At 63.2% G+C, this 17,113-nt stretch carries 10 protein-coding genes; 5 read left to right on the forward strand and 5 right to left on the reverse strand.

Translation table 11 applies throughout. The annotated features are described in order from the left end of the window. The first annotated feature begins 13 nt into the window (after positions 1-13). The 4 genes from nagA to nagE are packed head-to-tail and all read left to right on the forward strand — an operon-like array spanning position 14 to position 6,403. A complete protein-coding gene (gene nagA / locus QU606_RS29570) occupies positions 14-1,120 on the forward strand; it encodes an N-acetylglucosamine-6-phosphate deacetylase (protein ID WP_069076899.1) in 1,107 nt (368 codons plus the stop codon). After that, a complete protein-coding gene (locus QU606_RS29575; protein ID WP_041161013.1) occupies positions 1,113-2,123 on the forward strand; it encodes an SIS domain-containing protein in 1,011 nt (336 codons plus the stop codon). Before nagA ends, QU606_RS29575 begins: the two co-directional genes overlap by 8 nt. Positions 2,124-2,159: 36 nt before the next feature. Continuing rightward, positions 2,160-4,670, forward strand: a complete 2,511-nt coding sequence (ptsP, locus tag QU606_RS29580; RefSeq protein WP_304997899.1) for a phosphoenolpyruvate--protein phosphotransferase — start codon at positions 2,160-2,162, stop codon at positions 4,668-4,670. Positions 4,671-4,696: 26 nt separating this feature from the next. Next, complete coding sequence (nagE, locus tag QU606_RS29585; RefSeq protein WP_150055213.1) at positions 4,697-6,403, forward strand: N-acetylglucosamine-specific PTS transporter subunit IIBC; 1,707 nt, start codon at positions 4,697-4,699, stop codon at positions 6,401-6,403. A 413-nt stretch (positions 6,404-6,816) separates the two neighbouring features. Here the strand turns inward: nagE and QU606_RS29590 are convergent, their stop codons facing one another. Both QU606_RS29590 and purL read right to left on the reverse strand, forming a co-directional pair. Next, positions 6,817-7,128: an NIF3 1 gene (locus tag QU606_RS29590; RefSeq protein ID WP_024077253.1), complete on the reverse strand. Its 312-nt coding sequence runs from the start codon at positions 7,126-7,128 to the stop codon at positions 6,817-6,819. A gap of 4 nt (positions 7,129-7,132) precedes the next feature. Beyond that, the gene (gene purL / locus QU606_RS29595) at positions 7,133-11,029 is read right to left on the reverse strand and encodes a phosphoribosylformylglycinamidine synthase (protein WP_024077254.1); all 3,897 of its coding nucleotides are present in this window, start codon (positions 11,027-11,029) and stop codon (positions 7,133-7,135) included. A 287-nt stretch (positions 11,030-11,316) separates the two neighbouring features. On the opposite strand from purL, the gene mltF reads away from it, so the two are divergent. Next, the gene (mltF, locus tag QU606_RS29600) at positions 11,317-12,777 is read left to right on the forward strand and encodes a membrane-bound lytic murein transglycosylase MltF (RefSeq protein ID WP_069076947.1); all 1,461 of its coding nucleotides are present in this window, start codon (positions 11,317-11,319) and stop codon (positions 12,775-12,777) included. 115 nt (positions 12,778-12,892) lie between these two features. On the opposite strand, the gene QU606_RS29605 is transcribed toward mltF, so the two are convergent. The 3 genes from QU606_RS29605 to QU606_RS29615 all read right to left on the reverse strand — a co-directional run bounded on the left by QU606_RS29605 (position 12,893) and on the right by QU606_RS29615 (position 17,067). Beyond that, a complete protein-coding gene (locus QU606_RS29605) occupies positions 12,893-13,180 on the reverse strand; it encodes a PTS transporter subunit EIIB (protein WP_304997900.1) in 288 nt (95 codons plus the stop codon). 2 nt (positions 13,181-13,182) lie between these two features. Then, positions 13,183-15,699 (reverse strand): phosphoenolpyruvate--protein phosphotransferase, encoded by a 2,517-nt coding sequence (ptsP, locus tag QU606_RS29610; RefSeq protein WP_304997901.1) that lies wholly within the window; start codon positions 15,697-15,699, stop codon positions 13,183-13,185. Positions 15,700-15,846: 147 nt separating this feature from the next. Continuing rightward, positions 15,847-17,067 carry a carbohydrate porin gene (locus QU606_RS29615; protein ID WP_102624584.1) on the reverse strand — a complete coding sequence of 407 codons (1,221 nt, stop codon included), beginning with the start codon at positions 17,065-17,067 and terminating at the stop codon, positions 15,847-15,849. Between the last annotated feature and the right edge of the window lie 46 nt (positions 17,068-17,113).

Below are 17,113 nucleotides of genomic sequence, written 5' to 3' on the forward strand. Positions count from 1 at the left end.
TAGAGAACTGCCCATGTCCGAAGACAACATCCTGACGCCCCACGGCTGGATTCGCGGCCGCGTGGTCCATGAACACGGCAAGGTCGTCGCCATTGAAGGCGCGCCTTGCGACCCGGCCGACAACGACCTGCCCTACCTGCTGCCAGGCTTTATTGACCTGCACGTCCATGGCGGCGGCGGCAAAGACATCATGGAAGGCATCGACGCGTTCGAGACCATCACCGGCACCCACGTGCGCTTTGGCACCACCTCGCTGCTGGCCACCACCATGACCGCGCCGGTCGAGGAAATTTCCCGCGTGCTGGGCGATATCGGTACCTATAGCGAAAACCGTCCAACCGGCACCGCCCGCGTATTGGGTGTGCACCTGGAAGGTCCTTACATCAACCCAGGCAAACTCGGCGCGCAGCCCAACTTCGCCCACACCGCATTGATGGCGGAAGTGGAAGCCTACCTGCGCCTGGCGCCGATCCGCGTGATCACCATCGCCCCGGAAATCGCCGGGCATGACAGTCTGATCCGCGCCCTCAGTGCACGTGGTGTGCGCATGCAGATCGGCCACACCCTGGGCAGCTATGAAGAAGGCGTCGCCGCCCTCGCCGCTGGCGCTACCAGCTTCACCCACCTGTACAACGCCATGAGCCCGCTGCATCACCGCGAGCCTGGCATCGTGGGGGCCGCGCTGGCCCACGCACAGTACGCCGAACTGATCCCGGACTTGCTGCACGTCCACCCTGGCGCCATGCGCGTGGCCCTGCGTTCGATCCCGTGCCTGTATTGCGTCACCGACTCCACCGCCGCCGCCGGCATGCCGGACGGCGAATACAAGCTGGGCAGCCACACCGTGACCAAATGCCTGGGCGGCGTGCGCCTGGCCGACGGCACCCTCGCCGGCAGCACCCTGACCATGGACCAGGCGCTTCGCAACCTGGTGAAAATCGGCCTGCCCATCAGCGAAGCCTCACAACGCCTGTCGCAATTTCCCGCGGACTACCTCGGCCTGGAAGAACGCGGGCGCCTACAACCCGGCAGCTTTGCCGACTGCGTGCGCCTGGACCGTTCCCTGCACCTCACCGACGTCATGGTCGAAGGAGAAGCCATTGTCTTCCAAAATGCTTGAAGAGGCCTTGGCCTCCTGTGACGCCGTCGCGGCGCAGTTGCAACGTCTGAACCCGCGGCTGGAAGAGGTCGCCGGCCGCCTGCGCCGCCAGCCGCCGCAAGTGGCGATGACCATAGCCCGTGGCAGTTCGGACCACGCCGCCAGCTACTTCGCCTACCTGGCCATGCAGCACGTGGGCATTCCGGTGGCGTCGTTGCCGATGTCGGTGGTGACCTTGCTGCAAGCGCCCTTGAAGGTCAGCGGCCAGGTGACTTTCGGCTTTTCCCAGTCCGGCCAGAGCCCGGACCTGGTCGATAGCCTGCGCCTGCTGCGCAAACGCGGCGCCTTGAGCATTTCGCTGGTCAACGCCGAAGACTCGCCGCTGCAAGCCGCTTGCGAGTTCCACCTGCCGCTGTGCGCCGGGCCGGAACAAAGCGTGGCCGCGACCAAAAGCTTTATCGCTACCCTCAGCGCCAGCGCGCAGTTGATCGGCCACTGGAACCAGGAGGCGGATTTGTTGCAAGCCTGCCACGCGCTGCCCGATCACCTGCGCGAAGCCGCCAGGCAGGATTGGACGAAAGCCATCGACGCCCTGCGCGGCTGCCAGCAATTGATGGTGATCGGCCGTGGCGCCGGGTTTGCCATCGCCCAGGAAGCCGCGCTCAAACTCAAGGAAACCTCGGCGATCCAGGCCGAAGCCTTCAGCAGCGCCGAAGTGCGCCACGGGCCGATGGCCTTGATCGACGAAAACTACCCGCTGCTGGTGTTCGCCCCCCGCGGCGCCGAACAACCGGGATTGCTGAGCCTGGCCGCCGACATGCGCCAACGCGGCGCCCGCGTATTGCTGGCCGCGCCGGACGATATCGCCGAACGCGACCTGACCTTGAGCCGCGCCGAACACCCGAGCCTGGACCCGATTCTGGCCATCCAGAGTTTCTACGTGATGGCCGCCGGCCTGGCGGTCGCCCGTGGAATGGACCCCGACCAGCCACGCCACCTGAGCAAAGTGACCCGCACTCACTGAGTCGATTGCTGCGTTTTCCTGATGAGTACCGTGCCCATGTCCAACAACAATAATCAACTGACCCTCAGCGCCCCGTTAAGCGGGCCGGTGCTGCCCCTGGGCAACGTTCCCGACGAAGTCTTCGCCAGTGGCGCAATGGGCGACGGTATTGCCATCGACCCCCTGAATGACTGCCTGCATGCGCCGTGTGACGGGGTGATCATCCATGTCGCCCGCACCGGCCACGCCCTGACGATTCGCACGGACAACGGCGCCGAGTTGCTGCTGCATGTGGGTATCGACACGGTGGAGCTCAATGGCGAAGGCTTCGCGCTGCTGGTCAAGGAAGGCGCCCGTGTCAGCCAGGGGCAGGCGTTGGTGCAGTTTGACCTGGACCGGATTGCGCGCCAGTGCAAAAGCCTGGTCAGCCTGATCATTCTGACCAATAGCGATCGCTTCGCGCTGACACCGCTGGCACTCAATACAGTCAAGGTCGGTGAACCGCTGCTGCGGGTGAGCCTGCGCTCAACGGCCTCGACGCAGACGGCTGTGGATAACTCGGCCGCAGAAGCCAGCGCCAACGTGCGCATCACCCACCGCGGCGGTTTGCATGCGCGCCCAGCGGCGTTGATTCGCAAGACCGCCCAGGGGTTCAGCAGCCAGGCGCAGTTGCATTTCGCCGGCAAGTCGGCGGCGTGCGACAGCCTGATTGGCTTGATGGGGTTGGGCATTGGCGAAGGCGACGAGGTTCGCGTCAGCTGTCGTGGCAAGGATTGCGAGGCGGCGTTGCAGGCATTGGTCGCCGCACTGTCAGTCGCCATCAGCGCAGAACCTCACGCGCCGGTAACCGCCACTCCACGTCGTGCGAATACTGAAACCGGTGTACTGCAAGGGGTGTGCGCAGCACCGGGCCTGGTGTGCGGGCCACTGTTCCGGTTGACCGGCATCGAGTTGCCGGCCGATACCGGTAACCACCGCGCCGACGAACAACTGCAACGGCTGGATGCGGCCCTTGAGCACGTGCGCGGTGATATCCGCCAGACCCTGGCCCACGCCCGCCAGCGCAAAAATGCCGAAGAAGAAGACATCTTCGCCGCCCACCTCGCCTTACTGGAGGATCCGGCCCTGCTGGACGCCGCCACCCGCGCGATCGAACACGGCAGCGCCGCCACCCACGCCTGGCGCGATGCAATCCAGGCGCAATGCGCGGTCTTGCTGGCCCTGGGCAAGCCGCTGTTTGCCGAACGCGCCAATGACCTGCGCGACCTGCAACAACGGGTGCTGCGGGCGCTGTTGGGTGAAGCCTGGCATTTCGAATTGCCCCCTGGCGCCATTGTCAGCGCCCATGAACTGACCCCTTCAGACCTGCTGCAATTGAGTGCACAACAGGCGGCGGGCATCTGCATGGCCGAGGGTGGCGCCACCTCCCACGTCGCGATCCTGGCCCGGGGCAAAGGCTTGCCGTGCGTGGTGGCATTGGGCGCCGACGTACTCGATGTGCCACAAGGCCAACGGGTGGTGCTGGACGCGGCCAACGGTCGCCTGGAACTGGCCCCCAGCGAGGCGCGCCATGCCCAGGTGCATCAGCTGCGTGACGCACAGCAACAGCGGCGCCAGCAGCAACAGGCCCAGGCCCGATTGCCAGCACGCACTCGCGATGGGGTGGGCATCGAAGTCGCCGCCAATGTCGCCTCCAGCGCCGAAGCCCAGGTGGCGTTTGAAAACGGCGCCGATGGCGTCGGCCTGTTGCGTACCGAATTCCTCTTCGTTGACCGCCGCACTGCGCCGGACGAACAGGAACAGCGCCAGGCCTACCAGGCCGTGCTGGATGCCATGGGCGACAAGTCGGTGATCATCCGCACTATCGACGTGGGCGGCGACAAGCAGCTCGACTATCTGCCACTGCCGGTGGAGGCCAACCCCGTGCTCGGCCTACGCGGTATTCGCCTGGCCCAGGTGCGCCCCGAGGTGCTCGACCAGCAACTGCGTGCCCTGCTGCAAGTCAGCCCGCTGGCGCGCTGCCGCATCCTGCTGCCAATGGTCAGCGAAGTCGACGAACTGCTGCACATCCGCCAACGCCTGGATGAACTGTGCATGGCACGGGAGCTGACCCAACGCCCGGAACTGGGGGTGATGATCGAAGTGCCCGCCGCCGCGCTGATGGCCGAACAACTGGCCAAGCATGCGGACTTCTTGTCCATCGGCACCAATGACCTGTCCCAGTACACCCTGGCCATGGACCGCGACCACGCGGGTTTAGCTGCGCGGGTGGATGCTCTGCACCCGGCGCTGCTGCGGCTGATCGCGCAGACTTGCGCGGGCGCGGCCCAGCACGGGCGTTGGGTCGGCGTATGCGGCGCCCTGGCGTCCGACCCCTTGGCGACTCCCGTACTGGTTGGCCTGGGGGTCAGCGAACTGTCCGTGAGCCCGCCGCAAATCGGAGAAATCAAGGACCGCGTCCGTCACCTGGACGCGGCGCAATGCCGGCAACTGAGCCAAGGGCTGCTCGACCTGAGCAGTGCCAAGGCCGTTCGCCAAGCCTGTCAACACCACTGGCCGCTGAGCTGAAAACAACAAGAACAGGGAGACACGCCATGTACCAATACTTTATCGAAGGCCTGCAACGGCTCGGCCGCGCGCTGATGCTGCCGATCGCGATTCTGCCGATCGCCGGCCTCTTGCTGCGCCTGGGTGACACCGACCTGCTCAACATCGCGGTGATGCACGATGCCGGGCAAGCGATCTTCGCCAACCTGGCGCTGATCTTCGCCATCGGTATCGCCGTGGGTTTTGCCCGCGACAATAACGGCACCGCCGGGCTGGCCGGCGCGATTGGTTACCTGGTCATGGTCTCTACCCTCAAGGTGATGGACTCGACCATCAACATGGGCATGCTCGCCGGTATCGCCAGCGGCCTGATGGCGGGCGGGCTGTATAACCGCTTCAAGGACATCAAGCTCCCGGAGTACCTGGCCTTCTTTGGCGGGCGACGCTTTGTGCCGATTGTCACGGGCTTCAGCGCAGTCGGCCTAGGCGTGATCTTCGGCCTGATCTGGCCGCCGATCCAGCACGCTATCAACAGCTTCGGCGTGCTGCTGATGGAAAGCGGTAGCCTGGGCGCGTTCGTGTTCGGCGTATTCAACCGCCTGCTGATCGTCACCGGCCTGCACCACATCCTCAACAACATGGCCTGGTTCGTATTCGGCACCTTTACCGACCCCGTGACCGGCGCGGTTGTCACCGGCGACCTCACGCGCTATTTCGCCGGCGACCCCAAAGGCGGCCAGTTCATGACCGGCATGTTCCCGGTGATGCTGTTCGGCCTTCCGGCTGCGTGCCTGGCGATGTACCGCAATGCGTTGCCGGAGCGGCGCAAGGTGATGGGCGGGATTTTCCTGTCGATGGCGCTGACTTCGTTTCTGACCGGTGTCACCGAGCCGATTGAATTTGCGTTCATGTTCCTCGCACCGTTTCTTTACCTGATTCACGCAGTGCTTACCGGCCTGTCGATGGCCGTGACCAACATGCTGGATATCCACCTGGGCTTTACCTTCTCCGGTGGGTTTATCGACATGGTGCTGGGTTGGGGCAAGTCCACCCATGGCTGGTTGGTGTTCCCGGTTGGGTTGGCCTATGCGGTGATCTACTACAGCGTGTTCAACTACTGCATTCGTCGGTTCAACCTGAAGACACCGGGCCGGGAAGATATCCAGGTGGTGCAAGCTGAAGTGATGAGCGAAAACCAGCGCGCCACGGCCTATATCCGGGCGCTGGGTGGTGCGGACAATCTGCTGAGCGTGGGTGCTTGCACCACGCGCCTGCGCCTGGAGATGGTCGATCGCAACAGGGCGGTGGATGCCGACTTGAAAGCGCTCGGTGCCGTGGCCGTGGTGCGACCAGGCAATGGCGGGAGCTTGCAGGTGGTAGTCGGGCCGATGGCCGATAGCATTGCCGATGAGATTCGCTTGGCGATGCCGGCGTTTGTTGCTGCAAGTCCAGCGGGCGTTGCACCTGTGGATAAGCCGGTTGCGGTGAATGCGGAGGACGCCGAGAAATGGCTGACAGCCTTGGGTGGCCGAGGGAATGTGCGTCAGCTGGAAGCGATGGCGATGACCCGGTTGCGGGTGGAACTGGGGGATGATTCGGTGTTGTCCGAAACTCAGCTTGTGGCGCTTGGATGCCAAGGTATTACTCAACTCGACAGTGGTGTTTGGCACTTGCTGATTGGTGACAAAGCCTCGGGTTTGGGTGAGGCGTTGGAGCGGTTGGTCAGCGGTCGGCAGATTGGGGCGGGGGCCTAGTTGATCTTTGCCTGTATGGGCCTCATCGCAGCACGGGTATCTACACAACTTAGGCTCAACGCTGCCCCCCCGGCAGACAGGGCTGTTGTGGCGAGCGGGCTTGCCCCGCGTTGGGCTGCGAAGCAGCCCCACTAAGATCACCGCGCTGTTTCAGATAGACCGCGGACTGAGGTTTTAGGGCTGCTGCGCAGCCCAACGCGGGGCAAGCCCGCTCGCCACAGGGAGAGTTCTCAAGGTCTGAAAGTTGCGTAGATACCCATGCTCATCGCAGGCAAGCCAGCTCCCACAGTTTGAATGTATTCGCAGATCAACAATGTGGGAGCCGGGCTTGCCCGCGATAGGGCCTGTTCAGGCAACAAAAAACCCGCTGGCCAAACAGGCCCAGCGGGTTTCTTGTTTTTACAGCCAGCGAATCAAAAATCCGCCAACTGCCACACCTCATACGCCGGTGTTTCATAAGGATGGCTGAGCTTCAACGCCGCCACAGCAGCCACGATCGACTCATCGGCCACCACCAGCTCAACCTTCCACTCTTCAACCACTTCAACCTGGCCCACCTGCCCGATAAACGGCTGGCTGCCGTCCAACGCACGGAATTGGCCCTGGCCCAGCACTTGCCAGGCGCAGCTGTCGTAGTCGCCGATGCGCCCGCCACCGGCTGCGAAGACGGCGGTCTTCACCGTCTCCACATGGCTGTCGGGCACAAAGAAGCTGAGCTTGTACACCGCCTTAGTTCACCCACACGCGAGCGTTGCGGAACATGCGCATCCAGGCGCCGTCTTCGTTCCACTCTTCCGGGCGCCACGAGTTCTGCACCGCGCGGAATACACGCTCCGGGTGCGGCATCATGATGGTGACGCGGCCGTCGCGGCTGGTGAGGCCGGTGATCCCGCGCGGCGAGCCGTTCGGGTTGGCCGGGTAGTTTTCGGTGACCTTGCCGTGGTTGTCGACGAAACGCATGGCCACGCAACCGGACAGGTCGGCTTCCAGCAGGGCTTCTTCGCTTTCGAACTCGGCATGGCCTTCACCGTGGGCGATGGCGATCGGCATGCGCGAACCAGCCATGCCTTGCAGGAAGATCGAGTTGGACTCCTGCACCTGCACCATGGCGACACGGGCTTCGAACTGCTCGGAACGGTTACGCACAAAGTGCGGCCAGAACTCGCTGCCCGGGATCAGCTCATGCAGGTTGGACATCATCTGGCAACCGTTGCACACACCCAGCGTGAAGCTGTCGTTGCGCTCGAAGAAGCCTTGGAACGCGTCGCGGGCACGGCTGTTGAACAGAGCCGACTTGGCCCAGCCTTCACCGGCACCCAGGACGTCGCCGTAGGAGAAGCCACCGCAGGCCACCAGGCCCTTGAACTCGTTGAGGTCAACGCGACCGGCGAGGATATCGCTCATGTGCACGTCGATCGCGTTGAAGCCGGCGCGGTCGAACGCGGCCGCCATTTCGACCTGGCCGTTGACGCCCTGCTCACGCAGTACGGCGACTTGTGGACGAATGCCTTTCTTGATGTACGGCGCGGCGATGTCCTGGTTGACGTCGAAGCTGAGCTTGGTGCTCAGGCCCGGATTGTCTTCTTCCAGGATCAGGTCGAACTCCTGCTCGGCGCAGTCGGCGTTGTCGCGCAGGCGCTGGATCTGGTAGCTGGTTTCCGCCCATTGGCGTTGCAGCAGACGGCGCTGGCCTTCGAAAACGGTGTCGCCATTGAAGACAATGTCGATCTGGCCGTTGTTGATCGGCTGGCCGATCACTGCCACGCAATCGCCCAGGCCGGCGGCGCTGAACTGTGCAAGTACGTCCGGGGTCGCGTCCTGGCGCACCTGGATCACGGCGCCCAGCTCTTCGTTGAACAGGATGCCGTTGATTTCAGAAGCATCCTCGGCAACGCTGTCGAGTACCAGGTTCAAGCCGCAGTGACCGGCAAACGCCATCTCTACAACGCTGGTCAGCAGGCCACCGTCGGAACGGTCGTGGTAGGCCAGCAGGTGGCCGTCGGCGTTGAGGCCCTGGATCACGGCGAAGAAGGCCTTGAGGTCTTCGGCATCATCGACGTCCGGCGCGTGCTTGCCGAGCTTGCCATGGGTTTGCGCGAGGATCGAGGCGCCCATGCGGTTCTGGCCACGGCCCAGGTCGATCAGGATCAGGTCGGTGGTGCCCTTGTCCATGCGCAGTTGCGGGGTCAGGGTCTGGCGGATGTCGGTGACCGGTGCGAAACCGGTGACGATCAGCGACAGCGGCGAAGTGACGCTCTTGTCGGTGCCGTCTTCGTTCCAACGGGTGGCCATGGACATGGAGTCCTTGCCCACCGGAATGGTGATCCCCAGTTCCGGGCACAGCTCCATGCCGACCGCCTTGACGGTGTCGTACAGGCGAGCGTCTTCACCGGGGTGGCCGGCAGCGGACATCCAGTTGGCCGACAACTTGATGTCGGACAGTTTGCCGATGCGCGACGCCGCGATGTTGGTGAGGGTTTCACCAATGGCCATGCGTCCCGACGCCGGAGCATCCAGCAGGGCCAGCGGCGTGCGCTCGCCCATGGCCATGGCTTCACCGGTGTAGACGTCGAAGCTGGTGGCGGTGACGGCAACGTCAGCCACCGGCACTTGCCATGGGCCGACCATCTGGTCACGGGCCACCAGGCCAGTGATGGTGCGGTCGCCAATGGTGATCAGGAAGCTTTTGCTCGCCACGGCCGGGTGGTGCAGCACACGTTCGATGCTGTCGGCCAGGTCCAGCGTGCTCGGGTCGAAATCATCGCCCAGCTCGGCTTCACGTACGGCCGAACGGTGCATGCGCGGAGCCTTGCCCAGCAGCACTTCGAGCGGCATGTCCACCGGGCTGTTGCCGAAGTGGCTGTCGGTGACCGTCAGTTGCGGCTCGGCAGTGGCTTCGCCGACCACGGCAAACGGGCAGCGCTCGCGTTCGCAGATGGCCTGGAAGCGCGCAAAGTCTTCAGGGCCGACGGCCAGTACGTAGCGTTCCTGGGACTCGTTGCTCCAGATTTCGTGCGGGGCCATGCCCGGCTCGTCGTTTGGAATGTTGCGCAGTTCGAAACGGCCGCCGCGGTCGCCATCGTTGACCAGTTCCGGGAAGGCGTTGGACAAGCCACCGGCGCCGACGTCGTGGATGAAGCTGATCGGGTTCTTGTCACCCAACTGCCAGCAACGGTCGATGACTTCCTGGCAGCGACGCTCCATTTCTGGGTTTTCGCGCTGTACGGAAGCGAAGTCGAGGTCCGCCGAGCTGGTGCCGGTGGCCATGGAGGAGGCAGCACCGCCACCCAGGCCGATCAGCATCGCCGGGCCGCCGAGGACGATCAGCTTGGAACCGACCAGAATCTCGCCTTTCTTGACGTGTTCTTCACGGATGTTGCCCATGCCGCCGGCCAACATGATCGGCTTGTGGTAGCCGCGCACTTCATCGCCACGCGGGGTGGTGATGGATTGCTCGAAAGTCCGGAAGTAGCCGGTCAGTGCCGGGCGCCCGAATTCGTTGTTGAACGCGGCGCCGCCCAGCGGGCCTTCGATCATGATGTCCAGCGCGGTAACGATGCGCTCCGGCTTGCCGTATGGCACTTCCCACGGCTGTTCGAAGCCCGGGATCTGCAGGTTGGACACGGTAAAGCCGGTGAGGCCGGCCTTTGGCTTGGCGCCACGACCGGTGGCGCCTTCGTCGCGGATCTCGCCGCCGGAACCGGTGGCTGCGCCCGGGAACGGGGCAATCGCGGTCGGGTGGTTGTGAGTCTCGACTTTCATCAGGATGTGCACCGGCTCCTGCACCGCGCCGTACTGGCGGGTCTCAGGGTCCGGGAAGAATCGGCCGGCGACGCTGCCGACGATGACCGAGGCGTTGTCCTTATAAGCCGACAGAACGCCTTCGCTGTGCATCACGTAGGTGTTCTTGATCATGCCGAACAGGCTTTTTTCCTGGCTTTCGCCGTCGATGTCCCAACTGGCGTTGAAGATCTTGTGACGGCAGTGCTCGGAGTTGGCCTGGGCGAACATCATCAGTTCGATGTCGTGCGGGTTGCGCTTCAAGCCGTTGAAAGCGTTGACCAGATAGTCGATCTCGTCTTCGGCCAGGGCCAGGCCCAGTTCGGTGTTGGCCTTCTCGAGGGCGGCGCGACCGCCGCCAAGCACGTCAATCGCGGTCAGCGGCTTGGGCTCGGCGTGGCTGAACAGGCCGGCAGCCTGTTCCAGCTGGCTGACGATGATCTGGGTCATGCGGTCGTGCAGGCTGCTGGCGATAAGCTCGGCTTCGGTCTCGCTGAACTGCCCGGCGACATAGAAGGCAATCCCGCGTTCCAGGCGCTGGATGCTCGTAAGGCCGCAGTTGCGGGCGATATCACTGGCCTTGCTCGACCAGGGCGAGATGGTGCCGAACCGTGGCAGAACCAGGAACAAGCGGCCGGTCGGCTCTTGAACGGGAACGCTTGGGCCGTACTTCAGAAGGCGTGCCAGCACCTGCTGTTCGTCGGCGGTCAAGACGCCGGTAACGTCGGCGAAGTGAGCAAATTCAGCATACAGGCCTGTAACAGCTGGAACCTTCTGGCTCAGTTGCTCAAGGAGTTTGCTGTGGCGAAAGGCAGAAAGGGCAGGAGCGCCGCGCAGGATCAACATCTTCGGGACAGCCTCGGGAAGGGGGTGTGCTTTGAGGCCGTGCATTCTAGCGTAAACCGCCGCCAACGGCACCCGAAACGCTACTGGTGGCTGCTGCCGAACGTCAGTTGGCACCGATTGCACGCTATCCGCGCGCTATCCGTGGCATTCCGCGCAGTTATTTTAACCGTCACAATCACTCGCCAAGCCACGTTTCTGCGGGTTGCAGCACAGTTTTGCCGGCGCTAGCAGACAAGTCCCACGCTGTCGAGATATGGCGCCGTGGGCCGTTTGCGTATACTGCGCAGATGTTCTCCCCTACTGCTTTGCGCCCGCGGTGCGCCAAATGGCTCATCGCAACCGGACTCTTCCTGATGCTCAGCGCCTGTGTTGATAAACCCAGCACGCTCGAGCGAATCAAGGAGGATGGCGTATTGCGGGTGATTACCCGAAACAGCCCGGCCACGTATTTCCAGGACCGCAACGGTGAAACCGGTTTCGAATACGAGCTGGTCAAACGCTTTGCCGACGACCTGGGGGTGAAGCTGGAAATCGAAACCGCTGACAACCTCGACGACCTGTTCGGCCAGCTGGGTAAACCCAACGGCCCGGTCCTGGCTGCCGCCGGCCTGGTCAGCAGCGAGCAGCGCCTGAAGCAGGTTCGCTTTTCCCACCCGTACCTGGAAGTGACCCCGCAGATCATCTATCGCAACGGCCAATCGCGCCCCACCAACGCGGCGGACCTGGTGGGCAAGAAGATCATGGTGCTCAAGGGCAGCACCCACGCCGAACAACTGGCGGAGTTGAAAAAACAGAATCCTGCCATCGAATACGAAGAGTCCGACGCCGTTGAAGTAGTCGACCTGTTGCGCATGGTCGACGAAGGCCAGATCGACCTGACCCTGGTGGACTCCAACGAAGTGGCGATGAACCAGGTGTACTTCCCCAACGTGCGCGTGGCGTTCGACCTCGGCGATGCCAGCCACCAGAGCTGGGCCGTGGCCGCCGGCGAAGACAACAGCCTGCTCAACGAGGTCAACAGCTACCTGGACAAGGTCGGCAAGAACGGCACCTTGCAGCGCCTCAAAGATCGCTACTACGGGCACGTCGATGTGCTCGGCTACATGGGCGCCTATACGTTTGCCCAGCACTTGCAGCAGCGCTTGCCCAAGTACGAGAAACACTTCAAGGCCTACGCCAAGGAAGAAAAGGTCGACTGGCGCCTGTTGGCGGCCATCGGCTATCAGGAGTCACTCTGGCAACCGGCGGTCACCTCCAAGACCGGCGTGCGCGGGCTGATGATGCTGACCCAGAACACCGCCCAGGCCATGGGCGTGTCCAACCGCCTGGACGCCAAGCAAAGCATCATGGGCGGCGCCAAGTACCTGGCCAAGATCAAGGATGAGCTTGACGATGATATCGCCGAGCCGGACCGTACCTGGTTTGCCCTGGCCGCTTACAACGTGGGCACCGGGCATCTGGACGACGCGCGCAAGCTGGCGCAGAAGGACGGCCTGAACCCGAACAAGTGGCTGGACGTGAAGAAGATGCTGCCGCGCCTGTCGCAGAAGCAGTGGTACAGCAAGACCCGCTACGGCTATGCCCGTGGCGGCGAGCCGGTGCACTTCGTGGCGAACATCCGGCGCTACTACGACATCCTCACCTGGGTAACTCAGCCACAGCTGGAAGGTAATCAGGTGGTCGAAGGCAACCTGCATGTACCTGGGGTGAACAAGACCAAGCCGCCGGAAGAGAACCCGCAGCTGTAAACCCGACCATCCAGCCCCCCAAGCCCATGTGGGAGGGAGCTTGCTCCCGATGAGGCTGGATCAGCCACAGACAAACTGACCGCCCCCTGCTACCGGCACTCCCACCGCTCGTTCGCTACTGGCCCTGGAGGCCGGTGAGCAGATGCACCGTGCCTCCTGCCAACACGATCACGCCAGGCACTCCAGCCGCCTTTAACGCCGCCACATCCACCCGCGCCGCGTCCTGCAGTTGCACGCGCACCCGCGTCAACGCCACGCGCTGTTGCGACTTGAGATTATCCGCACCACCGAGCGCATCCAGCACATCGGCCGACAACAGACTCGGTGTCGACGGCGCTGCCGTCTCGGCAATCAAATCCGGGGTCAGGGCTTTCCAGAACGCCCGCTGCAATTTCTCGAACATGCTCAGTGCTCCACAACAGGTGAGGTTTCAACGGTGGCCGCGTGATACAGGCGCAAGGCCTCGCGCACTTGGGCGGCTTCTTCCAGGCCCAGTACCTGGCGGGCGATGATCTGGCAGTCCGCCAGGTCCAGCTCGCGTACGGTGGCCTTGATGGTAGGTATCAGCGGCACACTGACAGACAACTCATCCACCCCCAGCCCGATCAATACCGGCACGGCCAAGGCTTCGGACGCCAGCGCCCCGCACACGCCCACCCACTTGCCGTGGGCATGGGCGGCCTTGACGGTGGTCGCGATCAGGCGCAGCACCGCCGGGTGAAAGCTGTCGGCCTGGCCGGCCAGCCGCGGGTGGTCGCGGTCCATGGCCAGGGTGTATTGGGTCAGGTCATTGGTGCCGATCGAAAAGAAATCCACATGGGGCGCAAACACATCCGCCATCAACGCCGCAGACGGCACCTCGATCATGATGCCCAGCTTCGGTAGCTCGGTGAGCCCCAGGGCCAGCGCTTCTTCTTCGAGCATCTTGCGCGCCAGGTGCAACTCGGAGAGCAGGCTGACCATCGGCAGCATGATATGCAGGCGTGCAAAACCGGCACTGGCGAGGATCGCACGGAACTGTTCGCGCAGCAGCTCGGGACGCTCCAGGCACAGGCGGATGCCGCGCAGCCCGAGGAACGGGTTGGTTTCGGCGTCCATCGGCACATAAGCCAAGGGTTTGTCGCCACCGACGTCCAAGGTGCGCACCACCAGGTTGCGCTCGGCGCCCAGGGCACGGGCGATGGCCGTGTAGGTGGCTGCTTGTTCGTCAGAGCCCGGCGCACGGTTGCGGTCCAGGTAGAGGAACTCCGAACGCAACAGGCCGACGCCTTCGCCGCCAAGGGTCAGGGATTGCTCCACTTCCTGCAACGAGGCCACGTTGGCGGTGACTTCGACGTGATGACCGTCTCGGGTGGTGGCGGGCAAAGACGCCTGCGCCACATCGCGTTGATGGCGAAGCACCTGCTGCTTGCGGGCGGCTTCCAATTGTTCGATTTCGGCCAGGTCCGGGTCCAAGTGCAGTTCGCCTTTGTCGGCGTCGAGCAACACCTGCTTGCCGTTGGCCAACCCCAGTACCTGGGCCGAAACACCGCAAATGGCCGGCAGGCCAAGGGCGCGGGCGAGGATCGCGACGTGGCTGGTCGCGCCTCCGCCGACGGTGACAAAACCCAGCACTTTGCGTGTATCCAGGCTGGCAGTCTGCGACGGGGTCAATTGCTCAGCGATCAGGATTGCGCGCTCCGGCAAGTCCCAGGCGTTGTCCTGAATGCCCAGGATCAGTTTCAGCACGCGCTGGCCAACATCCGCCAGATCTGCCGCACGCTCGGCGATCAGCGCATTGCCCAGCCCCTGGAATAGCTTGACGGTCGCGAGCGTGGCATTGTTCCAGGCAAAGGCGGCGCTTTTGCCTTCAGCCAGCAGGCTGTGGGCTTGCTCCAGCAAGGTCGGGTCTTCGAGCAATTCCTGATGGGCGCGGAAAATCTCTGCCTGGGCGCTGCCGGCGGCCTTATCCCGAAAAGCCTGCAATGCCTCGGTGGCAGCCAGCAGGCCACGCGCCAAAGCGGCACGTTCAGTGGCTTCACCCATACCTTGTTCAGGGATGCTCAGCTCAGGCTCAGTCACTTGAACGACCTGACCAAACGCCGAGCCCGGCGATGCGCACACGCCTCGCAGCAAGGTCGCCGAGGGTGGCGTAACGACCGCTTCAGCCACGCTCGCCACCCCCTCGCCACAGCCTTCAGCCAACAAGGCCACCAGCGCAGTGATCGCCGCTGCGGCATCCTCACCCGCCGCACTCACCTGCAAGGTGTCGCCGTGCACGGTTTGCAACGCCATGATCGCCACCAGCGATTTGGCGTTGGCGCTCTGGGTTTGTTTATGCAGATAGATGCTTGCGTTGAAACCCTTCGCCGCCTGGGCGAACACCGCCGCCGGGCGGGCGTGCAAACCATTGGCATTGGGCAAGGTCAACGGCTTGGAGAACAGCGCATCGCCCTCCTCTTCGTCCACTGCGTCAACGGCTTCACCTGGGGATAACTGCAACAGCGGTTGGCCGACCTCCACAAGATCGGTTGCCAACACGCTAAACGGCTCGCCACTGACCACCAGCATCAAGGTCAGCAGGCTACGGGCGTTGAGCGCCACGTAGTCGGCATCGAATTCGATCAGCGGTTGCCCGGCCTCCACCCGCTGGCCTTCCTCGACCAATCGGGTAAATCCCTTGCCTGCCAGGTTCACGGTGTCCAGGCCGATGTGCATCAGCACCTGGACGCCATTGTCATCGGTGATGCTGACCGCATGCCCACTGTCCTGGATATTGCTGATCACCCCGGCCAGTGGCGCGCAGAGGGTCTGCGAGGTGGGGTCGATACACAGGCCGTCGCCAATCAGGCGGCTGGAGAATACAGGGTCGGGCACCTTATCCAGCGCCAGCAGCACACCCGACACGGGCGCCAGCAATTCCAGGGGTTGAGTTGCGGTCATGACTTCACCTGCTGTTTTGTTCTGTAGATATCCGTGTGGGCGGGGGCTTGTTCCCGATGACGGTGTACCAGCCAATAAATGCCTATCTGAAACACCGCTATCGGGGGCAAGCCCCCTCCCACATTTAGTCCCTGTGCACCCGAAGGCTCATTTCCACCAGTATTCGACTTGCACGCCGACGTTCGAGCCATGCCGCGCAGTGCCGTAGGCGCCGGTGTCGGACAACGCCGAACCCGCCGCCAGCTCATTCGCCGCACGCTTGGCCGCTTCGTTCCAACTGGCATAGGTGTAATACAAACGCACCTCCGGCCGCGCCCAAAAATCCGGGCCTTTGGGCGACCAGGTCGGGGCGAAGGTGAACTTGCTCAGCTTGCGCGTGCCACCACTGGCATCGACCTGATCATGGCCGAGTTCGGTGACCAGCTTGAACTGCTCGCTGATCGCATAGGCCGGGCGCACGCCGACGGACATCCAGGTCTGGTCCTGGCTGCCGGGACGGATATCTTTCTGGTACACCGCCTCGATCTGCCCGCCGAAACGCGGGGTCACCTGCCAGTCGAAAAACTCGACGGCGCGATAGCTTTTGCTGCTGTTGTCCAAGCGGGTATTGCCGGTGTAACCCAGGCCGGTGCCAGGACCTTCGCCGTACTGCAGGGCGAATTTGTTCTTGCCGCCCAGGAAAGCCTTTTGTACGTGCTGCGCCGTGATCGCCCAACCGCTGTTGGTATCGCGCCCGCCGGCCTTTTCGATGTAGCTCAAGCCCAGCTCCAGCTCGCCACCGGGGTTGGTCTTGAAGCCCGCAATGTTGAAATCGTGACGGGTGGCGTATTCCTTCTGGTACAGGTTGTCCTTGCGCGAAAGGGCGTAGCTGTATTTCAAGTCGCCAATCAGCACGTCCTCGATACCGCCGCCCGTGGCGCTCTGGTTCCAGTAGTAGAAGTCGGAGATATGGATGTCATTACGTTTGTAGTAACGCCGCCCGGCCCACAGCGACCCGCCGTTGAGACTGGGCAGGTTCGACCATTGCGCATACATCTGCGGCATGCGCGCCGAGCCGTTGTTTTCACCCTGGAATTTAAGGGCGCGGTCGTATTGGTTGTACAGGGAGGCCATGGCGTCGACGCTGAGCACCGAACCATCGTCGAGGGTCAGCAGGTCCTGGCGCAATTCCAGTTCGGCGTACTGCTCGCATTCGTTGCCCAAGCGGTATTTGGTTTGCGCGCCCGGCAGTTGGAAACACTGCTGCTTGCCACTGCCGGTTGAAGTGCCCACGCCACTGCGCAGGTAACCGGCAAATTCCAGGGCCTGCGCGCCGAATGGCAGGCTCAGGCACGATGCTACTAGGCCCAGCTTTATTGTTGTTTTCATGAAGCGCTCCGATATTTTTATTATGTTTTTAACGCGTCCCCGCGCT

This window comes from Pseudomonas sp. OVF7 (assembly GCF_030644265.1).
GTDB classification, from domain to species: Bacteria; Pseudomonadota; Gammaproteobacteria; order Pseudomonadales; family Pseudomonadaceae; genus Aquipseudomonas; species Aquipseudomonas gorinensis.

Bases quoted from the DNA above. Each gene is read 5' to 3' on its own strand.
- nagA (WP_069076899.1), top strand. From the start codon at position 14: ATGTCCGAAGACAACATCCTGACGCCCCACGGCTGGATTCGCGGCCGC.
- QU606_RS29575 (WP_041161013.1), top strand. From the start codon at position 1,113: ATGCTTGAAGAGGCCTTGGCCTCCTGTGACGCCGTCGCGGCGCAGTTG.
- ptsP (WP_304997899.1), top strand. From the start codon at position 2,160: ATGTCCAACAACAATAATCAACTGACCCTCAGCGCCCCGTTAAGCGGG.
- nagE (WP_150055213.1), top strand. From the start codon at position 4,697: ATGTACCAATACTTTATCGAAGGCCTGCAACGGCTCGGCCGCGCGCTG.
- purL (WP_024077254.1), bottom strand. From the start codon at position 11,029: ATGTTGATCCTGCGCGGCGCTCCTGCCCTTTCTGCCTTTCGCCACAGC.
- mltF (WP_069076947.1), top strand. From the start codon at position 11,317: ATGTTCTCCCCTACTGCTTTGCGCCCGCGGTGCGCCAAATGGCTCATC.
- QU606_RS29605 (WP_304997900.1), bottom strand. From the start codon at position 13,180: ATGTTCGAGAAATTGCAGCGGGCGTTCTGGAAAGCCCTGACCCCGGAT.
- ptsP (WP_304997901.1), bottom strand. From the start codon at position 15,699: ATGACCGCAACTCAACCCCTGGAATTGCTGGCGCCCGTGTCGGGTGTG.
- QU606_RS29615 (WP_102624584.1), bottom strand. From the start codon at position 17,067: ATGAAAACAACAATAAAGCTGGGCCTAGTAGCATCGTGCCTGAGCCTG.